The organism is Bacillus sp. FSL W8-0640 (genome assembly GCF_038007725.1).
GTDB lineage: Bacteria > Bacillota > Bacilli > Bacillales > Bacillaceae_G > Bacillus_A > Bacillus_A cereus.
Genome location: NZ_JBBOXT010000001.1, coordinates 2,480,741 through 2,497,946, shown reverse-complemented (window position 1 = coordinate 2,497,946; position 17,206 = coordinate 2,480,741). Strand labels below are relative to the sequence as shown.

Sequence of the window (17,206 nt, the reverse complement as noted above, 5' to 3'; positions counted from 1 at the left end):
AAAACAAGATGCAAATGTATGCACCTTGTTAAGATTTTTATTTAGCTTTCAATCGAATAGGTAAGTATTTTAATGTTTGTTCATTTTCCAATATACATTTTTCTAAACAGAAAGATGGAGATAGCTCTATTTTTTCAAAAGCATTTATAAAGGTAGTTAATGCAATCTCAGCCTCTAAACGTGCAAGTGGTGCTCCTAAGCAAAAGTGAGGACCTTTCCCAAAGGTTAAATGCTTTTCATTTCCTGTTCGATGTACATTAAATTGAGAGGCTTGTGAAAATTTTTTCTCGTCTAAATTCGCTGCACTAACCCACGCAACAATCATCTGATCCTTTTTCATTAAAGAACCAAATATATTTGTATCCTCTGTAATCCTCCGGGCTAATGTAACAGGAAAGCGATAGCGTAATACTTCCTCAATCGCTTTTGAAATTAAGTTAGGTTCTTTTCTTAACTCTTCATAAATTCCAGGTGAATCTACTAAAAAGCAATAAAAGCTATTAATAATTAAATTTGTAGTGGTTTCATTCCCAGCTGCTAGTAAACCTAATGAAAAGGTTACAATTTCTTCATCGGTTAATCTTTCGCCTTCATATTCAGCTCGAATTAAATCAGAAATGATATCATCGGTTAAATGATATCTCTTTTCCTGAACAATCGGTAGAAGGTATGCTTTGAATTCATTTAATGCTATCCCTTTCTCAGCATCCAGATCATTAAACTTTTCTTTACTATACGGCATAAATAAAATATCAGACCATTCTTTAATTTTTTTACGATCTGTTGTTGGGACTCCTAATAAATCAGAAATAACGGTAACAGGTAAAGGTGCAGCAAACTGTTCAACGATATTAACTTCACTACATTTTTCGATATGTTGTACAAGTTCATCTGCGATAGCCTGTATTCGAGGTTTCCACTGTTCTAAACTTCTTGGAGTAAATGCCTTAGAAACAATGGAACGTACATTGCGATGTTCTGGTGGATCTGTAGAGTTTATATTTATTCTAGTTTCTAAAGGAGGGATTGAGAATTGTCTGCGCTCCCTTCTACTTGAAAATAAGCGATAATCTGATAAAACACGATTTACATCATCATATAAAAAAACATTCCATACATCCTGCTCTTCATCATAATGAACTGGGTGATTATCCCTCATCAAACGATACCATTCATATGGATTCCATAATTCTTCTTTTGTTTTCAGCTTTGAAATTTCATGAACTAAAATAACATTTTCAGGTGAAGCCATAGTTCTTTCCTCCCTTTTCTTTTACAATAAAAGTGATAGGTCGGCAGTTCAAAGTTGTATAAACTATCATATGTTATTTTAACATATACTAAAGGGGATTTTTCATTAGAGAACTTGAGAAATATATAAGGGGGATTTTTATGTACGTTGATATTTTACTACTAGCAGAATTAACGACCGGACCAAAACATGGATATGAAATCAAAAAAAATGTTCAAAATCGTTTAGGTGAGAATTTTGAATTAAATCACAACATGCTTTACCCTGCCCTTCGGCGCTTTGAAAATATGGGTGCTATAACGAAAAAAATACATAAACAAGTTGGAAAACCAAACCGAAATATGTACGATATAACAGAAACAGGAGAAGAAATTTTTTCTGAAATGTTACGAGAGTTTCCCGAAAAACTTGCGACAAATAATGCAGAATTTCTTGTTCGTATCGCGCTATTTGAAAAACTTGAATATGAAGCTAGAAAAGAGATTTTGACTGTACGTCAAAACGTACTACATAGTCAACTTACCGCTATTCAGTCTCTAGAGGTTACCTCAGCCTTTATTACTGAAGTCATTGAATTTAGTAAATCACGAATTGAACATGAATTGAGTTGGATTACATCACTTATGAAGAAAATATGAAAAAATAACAAAAAAAGCTAAAATTAATGAATGAAAATGATATTTATTATCAATACTATCATTAATAAAAGGGCAACCACGATTTGGCTACCCTTAAAGAATTTACACTTCTGGATCAAATGTTTTGCAATCTGTTTCTTCCGTTGTAGATGCATGTTTACCTTTATGACTTACTACGTAAATTGCCTCTGCACTACATTTATTACCGTTCGCCCAAAATTTACAGTTGTTTACTTCACATAAAACGTCTTGTGCCATAGTATCACACCTCCTTGTTCTATTATCATTAACAAAATTCGGAGGTATGATACTATTTGTCATCCATTTTTCATTCCCTTTTTAGCTTTCTTAATTGTTCAATATCTCCGCGTACAATAGCATCAATATTTCCAGTTATTTTTTCAATATCAAAATGCCACCATTGAATTTGCAATAATTCTTGAATTATTTCATTTGAAAATCTCTCTTTTATTTTATTTGCAGGGTTTCCACCAACAATTGTATATGGTGCGACGTCTCTAGTCACAACAGATTTAGCTGCAATGATTGCACCATCCCCTATTTTTATTCCGGGCATAATTGTTGTATCCATACCAATCCAAACGTCATTTCCTATAACTGTATCACCTTTATAAGGTAAATCAGACAAACTAGGTGTATACTTCTCCCACCCATTTCCAAATATATTAAATGGATATGCCGAAAATCCATCCATCCGATGATTGGCTCCGTTCATAATAAAGTTAACTCCAGATGCAATACAACAAAACTTTCCAATAGTAAGGCGATCTCCAAGAAATTCATAATGATGTAATACTCGATCTTCAAATGTTTCTCCATCTTTCGCATCATAATAAGAATAGTCACCAACAAGTATATTAGGTTTTGTTATTATATTTTTTATAAATTGAACGTTTTGATTGCCTTCAATAGGGTATTTAACATTTGGATTAGGATTCATTTTGTATAGCACTTCCTTTACCACTTATTTCACTTTCTACCGCTATTACTGGCTTTAAATTGTATATAGGTAAAATAAACAATAATCCAATTATAAAAAGTAAAGCCGTCCCTTCATACATCATACTTAATGAAAACATCTCTTTTAATGAGCCAGCTATACTCATCGTTACTACCATTGAACCGGTAAAAAGCGGACTTAAAATACCATTTACACGACCTATAAAATCGGTATCGCTATTTTGAATAATAAGCGTATTAATACCAATTTGGATACAAGGAAGAGCTAAACCACTAAAAAGCTGCGCTGTAAGTGTCACCCATAAATTTGTAGAATATCCTATAATGCCAATACCAATTGCTTGACCAAGCATACCGATAATTAACATCTTTTGCGGAGCAACGTTTTTCGCAAATACCATTGCTAATGCTCCGCCAACAATCATTCCCGCACCATTTACTGTTAGTAGCCACTGTAAACTCTCTTTTGATAATCCTAACTGCTCAGTCACAATAAATATACCTAATGGCTGAATTAATCCTATACCTAGTCCTGCAGCCATAAAACAAAGCCCTAGCAAAGTTAATGCTTTTTTCTTTTTGACATACTTAATACCATCCTTCATCTCCTGCAACAGAGTGATATCCTTCTTTTCTACGTCGTTTTCAAGATCTTTCGGAAGGAATAACAATACAACTGCCGCAAGTAAAAACGAAATACCTGTTATGATGATTGAAATATAAATTCCAAAACTATGAAAGATAAATGTCCCTAGTATTGGTCCTAATACCATAAATATTGCAAATATCGTTTGATATATAGACATTGCTAATTGAATTTGTTCCGTTGATAAATGTTGTTTAAACAACTTCATTCCAGATGGTTGTGAAAACTGTGAAAGGATTGCAGAGATGAGTGTCACAAAAAACACAATTTTCCACGTTCCAAACATAAGCGTAATTAATACAGCGAATACTGAAATGGAACTTAACGTTTCACACCATATCATTGTCTTCTTTGGCTTCCACCTATCAGCAAAAGTACCGCCAATAAATGAAAAAATAAAAATTGGAGTGAATTCAGCAACTGAAATCATCGAAATAGCAAAAGCATCACCTTTTGTCATTTCCATTACATATAGTAATACCGCAAAGTTTCGAACCCATATTCCTATTTGTAAAAATAATGCTGATGCTAAAATCCCTTGAACAAACCGATTTTTTAATACTTGTGATACCCCATTGTTTTGTTTCGTTACTACATTTGTCGACATAAAAAAGCCTCCTATTTCATGTTCTGAACAGGAGGCAGCACAAATCATATAAAAAGACTATATATTCGCAGAGCGAAATACATCCCTTTTCTATAAATGTACAGACTAACCCTATTCAGAAGAATATTTCGTTTTTTAACGAAGATCTCTTACAAATAGAATTAGTTGATCATTGGGATGTTTTCACCCTTCCGTTTCGAATTTAAATAACACATACATACTCTATGTAAATCATTTTCGATGTATGCATGTCTCCTTTTAACTATTCTAGAAAGTTAAAGGCAATTCCTCTAAAGAACGCATTAAATAGTTACCTTGCCATTTAATTTCTTCACGATTCCCTTTTATTTGTAGTTCAGGCATTCGATTAAACAAAGTAGTAATAGCAATCTTTGCTTCTAACCTCGCAAGTGGAGCGCCTAAACAGAAATGGCTACCATGACCAAAGGCAATATGACGATTATTTTCCCGAGTAATATCGAATACTTCTGGGTTTTCAAATACAGTTTCATCACGATTTGCAGAAGCTAAGGCAATGACAACCATATCTCCTTTTTCGATTGTTCGGTCGTGAATTTGAAAAGGTTCCGCTGCCCATCTTGCAGTTGTAACCTCAACTGGAGAATAATAACGCAATCCTTCCTCAATAGCCGAATCAATTAGTTTTGGATTATCTTTTAATAACTGTAATTGATTTGGATTTTCAAGAAGTGCTAATACCGTATTTGTAATTAAATTCACTGTCGTCTCGTGTCCTGCTACAATTAATAGCATTATCATTGAATATAGTTCCCGAGCGCTAAGTTTATGCCCTTCACTCTCTGCAAGTATTAAAGCACTCACTAAGTCTTCTTTTGGCTCTTTTCGTTTAATATCAACTAAATATTGAAGATATGTAATAAACTCAGATAGTTGTTTTTCGGTCTCTTTTATTTCTTCAGGTGTTTCTGGTGATGCAATAACAGCATGAGACCAAATTCTAAATTTCGCTTGATCTTCTTTTGGAATACCGAGCATCTCACTTATTACAATAATCGGTAATGGAAATGAATAATCATCCACAAGATTTAATGTACCTTTTCGCTCTATATCACTTATCAAATCATCTGCTATTCTCTCAATTCTTTTGTCTAATTGTGCAATCATCTTCGGTGTAAAAGCTTTTTGAACTAAAGATCGTAAACGACTGTGGTTAGGTGGATCTGAATTTAGCATATGCGTTGTTAAGTGGTCACTATTATCAACGGAAAGATACATGTTCTTTATATCTTGAGAAAACACATTTGTCCAATCTTTTTTTAAACGATTATCTTTTAAAAGTGGCAGAGCATCTTCATATCTAGTAATGAGCCATTCTTTACCGATTTCAACTTGGTTTACAAATAATATAGGTTGTTTTTTTCGCGATTCTTTATAAATTTCATACGCATCTTCTTTAAACTGAGCTGAAGCTAAATTAATGCCATCCTCTATGCTTAACCCAACTTTGTTTTTCATTGACATTGTATTCCCTCACTCTCATTTGTTTTTGAAAATCAACCCAACATATGCATTATACTCTAATAAAAACGTGAAAATTGTAAATTTTTAATCAAAATCTTACTTCGTATATTGAAAAATAAAAAAGTGAGAGAGTAAAATCGTTTCACTCTCCCACTTCTCTTTATGCGAAGCACATAAAATTACTAATTTGTTGATAGCGATAACTTACTTTACGACGACGACCACCTTGCCACGTGTAACCTGACACTCCATTTCTTCTCACTTCAGTCGGGAAGAACCATAAATCTCTTCCGAAAGGACCAGGACGATGTAAACGTAAATAGCCCCATCTTCCTAGACAGTTACACATCCATGATTTCATATTACCTGGTTGTGCTGGAGAAGCAAATGTAGACGGTAACGACGGCGCTTGTGACGGAGGTGGTGACGTTGGAGCATCTTCTGCATCATCTGGTCTGTAATCTTCTTGTTCAATATCTCTCACTTCATTTGTAGGTTCATACCCGTAGTCATGTGGATTATAATACATCGCTTGATCATATGGATAATTTTGTTGGTTATACATATTAACAAATCACCTTCTTTTCATTCATTACCTTTACCATTCATATGTGATATGCCCTCTCTGGGAAGCTTATGTATAGCCCAAATTCAACTTAAAAAGCTCGTATTATTAAAAATACGAGCCTTTCAAAAATAGAATGTGTTTATTATTTCCTTAACTTCACACTATAAAAACGCATTTCATCTAACGAACCTTCAAATTCAAATACTTCTTGTTTAATTAATTGTTTCAAGCGATATTCTAAGAAAGTATCTCCAACTAACTGTTCAACAAGACCAAGTGCTTCACCAATTACTCTAGGAGCTTTAAGGAACTCTCGATCAGCACCCACACTTTTCGCGCATTCAATTATAAATTGATCAAAATAATCTTCCTGTACAGAATGCACTTCATTTTCTTTCCAAACTCTTAAACATTCTATGCTTTCCGATAATCTATCCCACTCATTTTCAAACTTCATGCGCTTCTCTTCAGTTAAATAAGGTAGCTTTATAAAACTTTTTTGGAATAGAGCTAAACTTTCAGGTGGTAATTCTCCCGTTCCACGAATATCATACTCTTGTTTTAATATTTCTCTACTTGCTTCAGACGTATTAATAACTCGAATGTTTTTCTTATCCTTTAATTGTGCCATTACAAAACTTAGGCCTACATGTTCATGTGCATTATCAGCCTTCCAAATTGTAATAGGCGTTTCAACAGGAATAGTATGTAGTTCTTCTATAGTTGCTATAAATCTTGATAAATATTCTTCTTCAAAATAACTATCATAAGCAGTTAAGTTATTTATTAACCACTTCTGTCTTGCTAGTTGCCCCTCATTCGTATGCAACCTATATATCGGTCCAATTGAAAAGAATTCCGAAAAAGCAACAACACTCTCTTCAAATAATTCTTCTTGACTTAACATATATTTTAAGCAACCAGCCGTTGAATCATCAAAAGCAATATGTACGTGCGTACTTTCTTTTACATTCCTTTTATAAGTAGGATTACTCGTTAATTGTTTCGGAATATCCATCAAATTTTTAATTGTATCTTCACTGTAGTTTTCTTCTAATAAGTTTAACTGTATGAGAATACTTTGAAGTAAATCTTTAGCCTCATCTTCGTACATATCCTCTACAGCATTTTTAATTTTATCTATCACACAAATCCCTCTATTCATTTCAAAAATAACGTAGATTATAGTGTATCATTTTAGTATAGTTCTTTAAAGTCAAATCCAGATTGCTACAGCAATCTGGATTTTCAACAAAAGCTCTCCTTATATTTTTGAATTGCTAAATATTTTACTTTGAAAATCTTTGTATCTAAATGTATAATTATATAAAAACAAAAATATAGGAGCTATATTTATGGAGAAAGTACTTACTAATTATAAACATTACTTAAAAAATTGGAGATTTATATTTATTTGCATACTACCTGCTATTGCCTTATTCATTACTTTCTATGTCATCTTCGAACTACTGTTTCATCAAAATTTCTACTTATCTAACTTAATTTCTGCTATCATATTATTTTTAATATTTATTAACGTTAAAGATAAATTTAACATTAAAGGCTAAAGAACACTATTTCAAAATAGCCCTTTATTATTGCATCCTACTATAAAATAAGACTCGTAGTAGATTTTCATAAAAAATAAGAGCACCCTGCAATTGGATGCTCTTATGTGATTAGAGGTTTTTTCTGAGTATTAAGTAGGACACGAAGATTTTGTCCTACTTAATACTATATGCTTGTACTTATTATTTCGTGCATGTATTAAGAACCATGTTCAGGTACTTAATATATGCATAGTCATTGCTATAAAATCTACTCAAATATTTACTGTACGATTATCATATTTATAAATTAAAAAACATCCCTAATGGATGTTTTTTATCTAACATTTTAAGCTTCCATAAACTTAGCCGGTACACCAATTTTTTCAACTACAGAAGATATATTAGTAGGATTAATCATTACATTTTCAATACATACTAATTTATTTTCTAATATCCCATTCTCTGTAGTAATAAGTTCTTTAAACCGATCTAAAGTCATTGAGAATTTATGTTCACTTCCACCATTCATACTAACTTTTACATACTTCATAGTGTCACCGCCTTTCATAATAATTTACATTTCGACAAGAAGGCGCTTACATCCTTTTTATTTACTCTTAGATTTCTCACGTTTACATATATGTTGAGAAAAGAAACTACTATTATTCACTCACAAAATTATTGCTAATAAGAAAGATACAGATAAAAATGCACAAAGTGGAATATATAAACCGGTATCCATTCTTGCAAAGTGCGTATCTTTTTGTCGTTTAAAGATACCAAAATAGTTAAACTCACCAATCACTCTAATAGAAAAGACAATCATACAAATCCAGGAACCGACTTGAATAATAACATTAGGAACTGCAAAATGAACAATATTTGCTTGTTGCAACAAAATTATTGCTGCCATACTTAATAATAATGCAATGAACAATGTCATTCGGGCGCGAGGTGTAAACGCCTTTTCCCCTGATTTAGTTGGAATAACACTATTTGTCCCCCAATTACCTCCGAAAGCCCAATATACATGTAAAAAGCTAACTAAGAATAATATGCAAGCAGATATATATGTAATGATAAGCATTTTATCCTCCCCTTATTTTAGTTCCTATCTATAAAATATGCTATTCCCCTCCGCAATAGCAACCTTCATTTCATTACATAAAAAAACCGTAATGATTTATCAATATTAAGATAAGTCATTACGGGGTTATTAAACTTCATTATGCATTATACCTATTTCTTCGGCGTTCCATCCTTGTTTGACCTTGAACTGCATTTTCTTTGTATGGATCTATTTTCTCTGTCATTTCATATGTTGCAACTGGTTCTTCGTACTTATATTCATGGATTTTTTCTGGCATTTTACTTTTAGATTCTTTCCCACCAAACTTAAATAGTTTCATCTTTAATTTCGGTAATCTTGGAAGACGAATCTTAAATGATAATCTTTTGCGTTTCTTTTTTGGTCCAAGTAGATTTATATTTTCTTTATTATTATCTTTCTCTTTGCGGTGAATGAACATCGCAAGTAATCCTCCTATTACAAGTCCTCCAATTAATAGTAATATATATACATAATGGCTTGTCATTAAACTCGTTATGCGTTCAAGTATGACTAACGACTGTACTTCTTTTATATCCCATAGTAAAGCGGCCCATAATGAGAATAAGCCCAAAGTAAGTCCATATGTACGAAAACGGAATAAACATGGAATTAACGCGACACATGCAGCAATTTTCGCATTTGCTATGATTGAGCTTGTTGAAATATCTTGATGCCAAATAACTAACAGTAATGTTATAAATGGCGCATACGCTATCCAACTGCATATACGTGAATACATCTTTTTAGCAAAATAACTACCGAAACTAGTAAAAAATAAAAGCCCTCCAATATATATAGATTGTTCTAGAGGGATTTGCTTTGTAAGTCCTGCAATTGGAAAGAGGCCGCTCAGTAGCATTAAGAGCACATCTAATTTCTTCACAATTCCCCATTCCTTTCAAATTTTTTCAATTAATAAAAATCGTTTTTCCATATGAAATAGTTTTTGTATTTCTAAAAAACATATTAATCCTGTCTGCACATAAAGTAAATATGTAAACGAAAAGATACTTGACAAAGGATATCCTTATTTACATGAAAAAATGACAAATCCTGATCGATATAACGAGCAGGATTTGTTTACTAGTATTTAAAGTAGAATAATTGAATCTTTCTTTTCTACTTTTACTACATCTACATCCAATTCATCATCAAATTCTTTAAACTCTCTTGCATCTATGTCAGTAATATAACTCTTTATTACCTTTTCCATATGCATGGAATATGTCATGTGTACATTCTTTTTCGAAAGCATACTAGAATTACAGCACATGTAATGTATCATTTTAGCGATATAATCCCTTTCTACAGGTTTTACACCTAATGGTAGAATTTCAAGTATATATCGCTGAAAAATCCCACTACAATTAAGTGAATATTCACCAGTGCTATAATACATCCCTTTTTGATCTGCATATAAGCCAATGCTATCTAGAGCATCATCACATTCTATTAGACCGTAACTTGGTACATCAAAACCTGTATTTATTCTAATAATATTTAAATTTGGAACCTTTAACACCTCTGGAACAATATCAGGTAAAATATCTGTATTAATTTCTTTATTTTGTAACTTTTTTATCCAATACCTTCTCAAATTTGCATCTACAATGAAGTAAACTTGTTCATTTTGTTCTTTTGCATATTTTACAATTTCCATTAATGTTTCGGAAACATATTGTTTAAAAAGAGCTCCCATATCATTTCTCTTTGATGGTTGTGGTAAAAATGCATTATGTTTATTTATATTTAATAATACGTAATCAATCGTTTGCCATTCTGTATTCCCATATAATTTATATAAAATTTCTTTTCCTTTTATTTTTGAAAGAATAGGTAAGAAATCAAATTTCGATATTCGTTCAATTGATAAATTAACATATATACAAGGTAAATTTATCTTATTCCAACTACGCTTCAAAAATCCTTTTTGCTCTAATAAACTAAAAACACTATTTACAATTGTTTTACGCGATACACTTTGGCCTATAAATAAATTAATAAATGTTGAAATACGGTTTGCTCGTGCAAATCCCTCTCTAATGATTTGTTTTGGATCAATTTTTTCTCGTCCATCACAATTTTTCAATGCGATTAATGCTAATGTCGCATCACTGCGCTCGCCCGCGGTAGCATAGACAGCTTTCGTAACATCATCTACAAGATTTGTTTTATATTTTTGGCAATATTGCATTTTATATGGATTTTGTAACACCTTTTCAATATTGTATCTCACAACCTTTAATAACACTGGAAAATCTGTATTCAATACATAAGTATTTTCACCAACTTTAGTCAAAATAATTTCACTATCAAGTAATGCTTGTTCTATTTCCAGCACTATATTTTCAGACCAAACCTCTAATGTTAATGTCTCTAATCCTTTTGGTGCAAATAAAGGAAATAATTCATTTTTGTTATTTGTTGCTACCTTTTTACATTCTGGAAGTATTGTGAAATAAGAGAATTTACGCTGAAATTCTTTAAATAAATACTCTCTTTCCTTTACTTTTATACCCGGTTCTATTTTAGTACCTTGAACTTTATAAATTCTCTCATTGTATGGAAATAACACCCTTTTATTTTCCCCTACAATATAATCTTTCGGATATTGGAGAATATGGTCTAAATCCACCTCTCCCCCTATTTGAAAATCATCTTTTAAATTTCTAAATATTTTAATCCATTTCATACCGGTTGTAGCTTGTTGTATTTTTAGTTTTACAAACCGTATTTTTTTATTATTTGACGCAAACTCTGAGGTAGAAATCAATATCATGCCTCGTTTCCGTCTTAAAAGTAAAGGAATATCTGGATGATTATATTCTTGATATTAAGAATGTTTTTATGATTCCTTGGTATTAGTGTGTTCTAATTGATTATGGCTATTATTGAAGGTGACATATTAGCGATATTTTATGTCTATTTCGTATTGGTGTTAGCAAGTTCGTTTGCAAACTTGTTAGCACTTTTTTATATTTTTCTATTACATACACTTTTACAAATACCTCTCAATTAGATGCTAACTCTTCCAGTTTCTTTTCTTTAAACAGAGTAACTTCTATAAGGACGCAAGGTAATCCACTGCGAATAAAAGCATTGAATTAATTGGTAGTGATAATTTCATTCATATGATGAATTCTAAGTGAATAAACAAGCTAGTTCTATTACGGAATCGGCTTCTTTATTTTAAATGAATATTCCTATTATATTTCTATAGCCAGCGTTTCATAAACAAGAGATGGTTTTGCCCGAATTGTGGAGCTAAAAGATGAATTACGAAAGAGATTTTTCGTTTTATCTAAATATTAAAAATATTTAATATAAATAAATTCGCATTCTATATCAAAAAAGCATTATCTAAACAGATAATGCTTTTTCGGTTGTAACAGACGCTTACATTTTATTAAAGTTCGTCAGCCTTGGATAACTCTTCTAATACTTCGCTCATATCTTTAAAGACTTCATCGAAATCTTCTTTCGTATTAAAATGTCGAACAGCTTGATAAATACCTTTCTCATCCGCTGGAATAACTTTAAATTCATATTTACTATCCGATCCTTCCACTGGTAAAACACTTTCAATTTTACAGTTTAGTAAAGCTACTGCACTATACAACGGAATTTCTACACCATATACTTTAATTTCTTCGTTTAGTGTATATTGAAGTGCCATAGCATCTTTTTCCAAAAGTTCTTTTTCATCCCAATCACCTTTAGAATCTGTTATAAAGCTAGTCACTGCACCACGTTGCTTATATGCTTTGTTTTCAACAAATGATCGATATAACTTAGCAATCCATTCCGCGTTTACAGCATCTTTACCTTCATCCAATTTAAATTGAACATTAAGTTTTTCAGCTACAGCTTGCACTGTTTTCCAGTAATCTAAAGCCGCACCTGCAGCTTCTCTTTCCTTCTCAATAGGTACCGGGTTTAGTAACATACCCCCTATTTTGATTTTCCCTTCAATAAAAGCTATATATATTTTAAAAGCTTCAATAATTTCCACAACTGTTTTTGCTTTCTTTAAGTCAATATTCACATTAAATTTTAAGTGATGATGCTGTTCATCGACTGTGTAGGTTATTTCTAATACATCTTCATTAATCGATTTAAATAAACTTTTGTGCATATCAGCTAATGGTTTTCTTTCGATTAAAAACTCTTTAGCTATATGCCCATTCTCGTGTTCTATTTTTAACGGAAAGGGCTCTCCAAATGATTGAGGTTGTATTACAAATTTACTGTCCGCTTCAAGGGGTTTCTCTTTAAATGGATGTTTTACAACATCTGATAACTTTATTTGATTACCGTTTATAGTTACAACATCTGATTCAGTTTCTACTACCTGTTGTGTACGATATAAAAATTCAGTTAGTTCGTCTGCTGTTGTTAATTTAATATTTTGAGGGATTTTGATTTTCAATTTATCAAATTTAAATTTTAATTCTCCCTGCTCTGGAACAATAGTACAATATCCTTTATCTATTTGTTCATACTTAAGTCCCGAAGGTAAACTATTACTCATAGCATCTAATATAGCTTTAGGAATTTTGGTATCACTCTCATCTTTTTTAAAAGCTTTTTTGAAATTAGCAAACATATTATTATAAATCCTCCTTCATTTCTTCCCAAACAATTATTTTTGAGATTAATAATGTTTTTTCAATAGACTCAATACCGTCTAGTTCATCATTGATAAATTGGATAAGATCTACTCTATCATTATTTGTTTCCACTATTAAATACCTAATATCTTTATATTCATATGATAACCATAAGTCTTTACGCTGAGCAATCCCACTAGAATATACATTGTATACATTTGTGGATAATAAAGATGATGGAATCAACAAATCCAAGTCATCATCCGGAGCTATAAAGGGAACAAAGCGCCATTCTTTTTCATCATGAAAATTACGTGATTCGTATTTGTCATATCGTAACATATCTCCAATTAAAGGCTTTAAATAAAGAAGATGTGTTAATATGTAGTTTTGATAAATTTCTAGTTCTGGATGACTTTGATCTAATTCCTCAATTGATTTATTAAAAAGTTCCGAAAAACTTTTTAATAATGGAGCATTCATATTTGCATATTGGATAGGCTGTACACCTGCAGCTACTCCCCATCTTTTTTCTAGTCCTATTCCAAAAGTTCCATAGAAATCAACATGTGGATCTATTCTTTGCAAATGGATATCACAAAAGCAAGTCATAGGAAAAGCTAATTTATCAATTCCGATACCATATGAGGACACATTTTCTTCATAATATCTAGGTAAAAACGCCTTGTTTTTGAGGTTCATTTTTAAATATTCTAGTTGTTTCATAAAATTAAAAAGTACGTTAGCACTTTGTTTATACTTAGGAGGGTCTTTTTTCTCGGGTGCACTTATACTTACACTTTCCATTTCTGATTTTTCACTAGCAATCAATTCCAATCTCTCCTTTGTTCTTTTTCATACAAGTAAAATAATATCATAAATATTACCATAAACAAAAAACAACTAGCTAATGCACCCAATTTTTTAGTCTCATAACAATTTCTTTGAGCTGAATTTTATTACTTAAAAATATTCCTTCACAAATGATTGTAATACATTACGATCATTGAGGTATCATCCTGGGAGTACACAGTAGATTAAAGGTGGAAACATGGTACACTACATGTACATAAATTTATTACATATTACGCCGATTACAAAAACTGTGTACTGCACAGATGATTTTGCTTTGAATACTAAATATAAATTTGATGAATTAGTGACTATTAACTAGAAATATCATTTCATTCAATCCTACGTGATATTTACAAACAATCCATTTATAATACATTCATATATAATTATAATGAGAGTGGTGAATATTATGAATCTAAAGCTTTTTGAAGAACTTAATTTAAAAAAAGAATTACATCCAAAATTCTTATATTTGAAGGAGACACCCTCCCTTATAAATCAAAAAGAACAGTTAGAGAAGTGGTTTGAGGGGTTCGAAGATAGGGATAATAAAATAGTAAAGGAATTCCAAACTACCTACCATTCGGCTTTTTGGGAAATATATCTTTATAGAGTATTTAAGGAAATGGGATACGAAATAGATTTCAGTCATGCTATGCCTGATTTCATTTTAAAATCCAGACCCACTAATATTTTGGTGGAAGCGACAACTGCAAATATAAAGAAAGGGGGTGTTAACGAAGAAACGAGAAATGAATCCAATTTTTTAAATCTGTTTGTTCCTCCTATGCTTCAACCTAATTTTGATTACGAACTTAAAGAGGCGATTACTCGTTACGGAAGTTCAATTTGGGACAAAAAAAAGAAATATAATGATACTTATAAGAATCGTGACTGGGTATCTCCAGATAATCCATATGTAATTGCATTAAGTTCTTACGCTCAAGTTGATTATGGAAGAGATTATATTTTTGGAATTTTGGCCTTGTTATTCGGCCTTTATTTTGTTCCAGAACAAAATGATTTTATTTCCAAAGAAAGTATACTTAAAAATGGAACTAATAAAGAACTTCCCTTAGGTATATTTTTAGATGAGAGTTATTCCGAAGTATCAGCAATTATCTTTTCAACTACAACTACTATAGGGAAATTAGATGCTACAGTATGTTCGAATAATTCATCATATACTGACAATCTAGTATTCAACCTATATAGAGATTTTAATGATGAAGTTGAACCATATAAAAGAACTCTAATTACTCCAGAATCACCAGAAGCCTTAACAGATGGTTTATTTGTATTCCATAATCCAATGGCAAAAGCACCTATATCTTTAGAAACTTTTTATGCTTCTGATATTACACAATATTATATTGATGTTAATGGCACTTTCAGAAGAATTGGAAATCCAAATCCTACAGTAGCAAGAATGAGTTTTCCAAAACAATTTGCTTACAGATTTATACCACCAATTGAACAAAATATACAAAATTATAACTTTCATGCTAGAAATTATATAAATTCATATATTTAATTTTAAAACAACAGCCGTCCAATAGGACGGCTGTTGTTTTCACTTCACATACACATAGGCTTCACTTGCTGTTACATAGTATGTTTTTCCTTTGCTATTGTGTACTTTATATTGCGGTGAACCATTTGCATTTACTTTCGCATCAATTGTAAATCCTAATCCTGCATCTACAGAACCAGCCACATCTTTATCCTGCCAAGATGGAGTATCATAGAAACGTAGATTGTTAACTTTTGAAACAACACGCTTTCCAACTATAGAAGAATCTACTGTACTTTTCTTATTAAACTTCACATAAGATGGATCGTTCTTAATCCACTGATCTCCACCAAGATTTAACCACCCGTCTTTTTCATCCCACACAATATAAGATTCTGGTTTGTTCAACTGACGAATCTTAGAATAGCTTGTACCTGGTCCTTTACGTAAGTTAACGTTGTAACCTTCTATATAGGCGATACCGTCTGTTACTGCTGTTGGTACTTCCGATGGTTTAGATGGCTTCTCAGGAACAGAAACATCTACACTAGAATTATTGTATGCTCGTTGTACATCTGCTCTAAATTGAGCTTCTGAAACGCCATGAGACTTTAAGTAATCAATTGGATCTTCATGATCCGTACCGCCAAGGTAATGAGTTACATCGCTATGTGTCCACAATCCTTTTTCTACAGATAAACTACGGTCACGTAAGATTTTAGCTAGTAACTCAACGTATTTGTCATAGCTGCGTTTGAATTTTGTATAGTCCGCTGTTTCGCATAACTCTACATGTACAAATCGTTTATTAGCAGCAGGCCCCCCGCCATAAGCAATGTATTTTTTATCAGCAATTTGGATCATTTCATCCCAATCGACTGCATAGTGAACAAATGCATTTCTCCATGTTCTAGACTCATATTTTTGAATGTTAATAGCTGGAGCTTCTGGAGTTGCTGTAGAATGTGCTACAACGCCCTCATAAGCACCTACACCATAACGGTATGGTTGTTTTGGTAAATCAGGAATAATAAGCATTCTATCAGCAAAAGCACTTGTAGCAAAAGAACAAGCAAGTACTAGAATCATAAGGAACGAGGTAATATGTTTCATTGTCTTTTTCATTTAGCATCAACATCCTTTTTCATAATTTTTGTGTGGTCAAATAATCCACTTGCTGACAGTCCAATGATGATTCCTTGAAATACATTTGTTTTGATATCTCCGCCAAAAAATAAAACGCCTAGCACAATACCAAGCGTTACATTTAATAACGGAACATATTTTGTTTGTAATCCAATTGTTTTTCCAATTTGTGAAAGACCAACTACAATTCCAATCATTACAGTAATTTCAAACATTACAGTAATTT

General features: G+C 31.9%; 18 protein-coding genes and 1 pseudogene. 4 read left to right on the top strand and 15 right to left on the bottom strand.

The features are described from left to right. Positions 1–37 precede the first annotated feature (37 nt). Positions 38–1,252 carry a cytochrome P450 gene (locus N2V80_RS12920; protein ID WP_000168014.1) on the bottom strand — a complete coding sequence of 405 codons (1,215 nt, stop codon included), beginning with the start codon at positions 1,250–1,252 and terminating at the stop codon, positions 38–40. Positions 1,253–1,392: 140 nt separating this feature from the next. Between N2V80_RS12920 and N2V80_RS12915 the strand changes: the two genes are divergently transcribed. Next, on the top strand, positions 1,393–1,890 hold the full coding sequence (locus N2V80_RS12915; protein WP_000289122.1) for a PadR family transcriptional regulator: 498 nt from the start codon (positions 1,393–1,395) through the stop codon (positions 1,888–1,890). Positions 1,891–1,992: 102 nt separating this feature from the next. Here the strand turns inward: N2V80_RS12915 and N2V80_RS12910 are convergent, their stop codons facing one another. From N2V80_RS12910 to N2V80_RS12885, 6 genes are all read right to left on the bottom strand, one after another. Continuing rightward, on the bottom strand, positions 1,993–2,148 hold the full coding sequence (locus N2V80_RS12910) for a DUF1540 domain-containing protein (RefSeq protein ID WP_000046095.1): 156 nt from the start codon (positions 2,146–2,148) through the stop codon (positions 1,993–1,995). Positions 2,149–2,218: 70 nt separating this feature from the next. Continuing rightward, on the bottom strand, positions 2,219–2,851 hold the full coding sequence (locus tag N2V80_RS12905; protein ID WP_061656040.1) for a Vat family streptogramin A O-acetyltransferase: 633 nt from the start codon (positions 2,849–2,851) through the stop codon (positions 2,219–2,221). Next, positions 2,841–4,124, bottom strand: a complete 1,284-nt coding sequence (locus N2V80_RS12900; RefSeq protein WP_061656039.1) for an MFS transporter — start codon at positions 4,122–4,124, stop codon at positions 2,841–2,843. Before N2V80_RS12900 ends, N2V80_RS12905 begins: the two co-directional genes overlap by 11 nt. Positions 4,125–4,391: 267 nt before the next feature. Next, positions 4,392–5,627: a cytochrome P450 family protein gene (locus N2V80_RS12895; RefSeq protein ID WP_000062127.1), complete on the bottom strand. Its 1,236-nt coding sequence runs from the start codon at positions 5,625–5,627 to the stop codon at positions 4,392–4,394. Between the two features lie 160 nt (positions 5,628–5,787). Next, complete coding sequence (locus N2V80_RS12890) at positions 5,788–6,192, bottom strand: hypothetical protein (protein ID WP_000282680.1); 405 nt, start codon at positions 6,190–6,192, stop codon at positions 5,788–5,790. Between the two features lie 145 nt (positions 6,193–6,337). Continuing rightward, entirely contained in the window at positions 6,338–7,342 is a 1,005-nt protein-coding gene (locus tag N2V80_RS12885; RefSeq protein ID WP_000565689.1) for a DUF1835 domain-containing protein, read from the bottom strand. A gap of 208 nt (positions 7,343–7,550) precedes the next feature. On the opposite strand from N2V80_RS12885, the gene N2V80_RS12880 reads away from it, so the two are divergent. Beyond that, positions 7,551–7,763: a hypothetical protein gene (locus N2V80_RS12880; RefSeq protein WP_000416825.1), complete on the top strand. Its 213-nt coding sequence runs from the start codon at positions 7,551–7,553 to the stop codon at positions 7,761–7,763. Positions 7,764–8,091: 328 nt separating this feature from the next. On the opposite strand, the gene N2V80_RS12875 is transcribed toward N2V80_RS12880, so the two are convergent. From N2V80_RS12875 to N2V80_RS12850, 6 genes are all read right to left on the bottom strand, one after another. Beyond that, the gene (locus N2V80_RS12875; RefSeq protein ID WP_000878372.1) at positions 8,092–8,295 is read right to left on the bottom strand and encodes a hypothetical protein; all 204 of its coding nucleotides are present in this window, start codon (positions 8,293–8,295) and stop codon (positions 8,092–8,094) included. Between the two features lie 120 nt (positions 8,296–8,415). Further along, positions 8,416–8,832 carry a DUF3995 domain-containing protein gene (locus N2V80_RS12870; protein WP_061654765.1) on the bottom strand — a complete coding sequence of 139 codons (417 nt, stop codon included), beginning with the start codon at positions 8,830–8,832 and terminating at the stop codon, positions 8,416–8,418. A gap of 139 nt (positions 8,833–8,971) precedes the next feature. Next, positions 8,972–9,739: a DUF3959 family protein gene (locus N2V80_RS12865; protein WP_000732183.1), complete on the bottom strand. Its 768-nt coding sequence runs from the start codon at positions 9,737–9,739 to the stop codon at positions 8,972–8,974. A 207-nt stretch (positions 9,740–9,946) separates the two neighbouring features. Beyond that, entirely contained in the window at positions 9,947–11,629 is a 1,683-nt protein-coding gene (locus N2V80_RS12860; RefSeq protein ID WP_340979958.1) for an RNaseH domain-containing protein, read from the bottom strand. Between the two features lie 633 nt (positions 11,630–12,262). Further along, on the bottom strand, positions 12,263–13,462 hold the full coding sequence (locus N2V80_RS12855) for an abortive infection system toxin AbiGii family protein (protein ID WP_061654349.1): 1,200 nt from the start codon (positions 13,460–13,462) through the stop codon (positions 12,263–12,265). Between the two features lie 4 nt (positions 13,463–13,466). Continuing rightward, the gene (locus N2V80_RS12850; RefSeq protein WP_061654350.1) at positions 13,467–14,297 is read right to left on the bottom strand and encodes an abortive infection system antitoxin AbiGi family protein; all 831 of its coding nucleotides are present in this window, start codon (positions 14,295–14,297) and stop codon (positions 13,467–13,469) included. 220 nt (positions 14,298–14,517) lie between these two features. Between N2V80_RS12850 and N2V80_RS12845 the strand changes: the two are divergent. Beyond that, positions 14,518–14,640 (top strand): annotated as a pseudogene (locus N2V80_RS12845) (YolD-like family protein); the annotation flags it as partial. Between the two features lie 90 nt (positions 14,641–14,730). After that, positions 14,731–15,855 (top strand): hypothetical protein, encoded by a 1,125-nt coding sequence (locus N2V80_RS12840; protein WP_061654351.1) that lies wholly within the window; start codon positions 14,731–14,733, stop codon positions 15,853–15,855. 39 nt (positions 15,856–15,894) lie between these two features. Here N2V80_RS12840 and N2V80_RS12835 read toward each other — a convergent pair whose 3' ends face one another. Next, positions 15,895–16,959, bottom strand: coding sequence for an N-acetylmuramoyl-L-alanine amidase (locus N2V80_RS12835; protein ID WP_061654352.1), 1,065 nt, complete (start codon positions 16,957–16,959; stop codon positions 15,895–15,897). Further along, a complete protein-coding gene (locus N2V80_RS12830) occupies positions 16,956–17,195 on the bottom strand; it encodes a hypothetical protein (protein WP_061654521.1) in 240 nt (79 codons plus the stop codon). Before N2V80_RS12830 ends, N2V80_RS12835 begins: the two co-directional genes overlap by 4 nt. Positions 17,196–17,206: the final 11 nt, after the last annotated feature.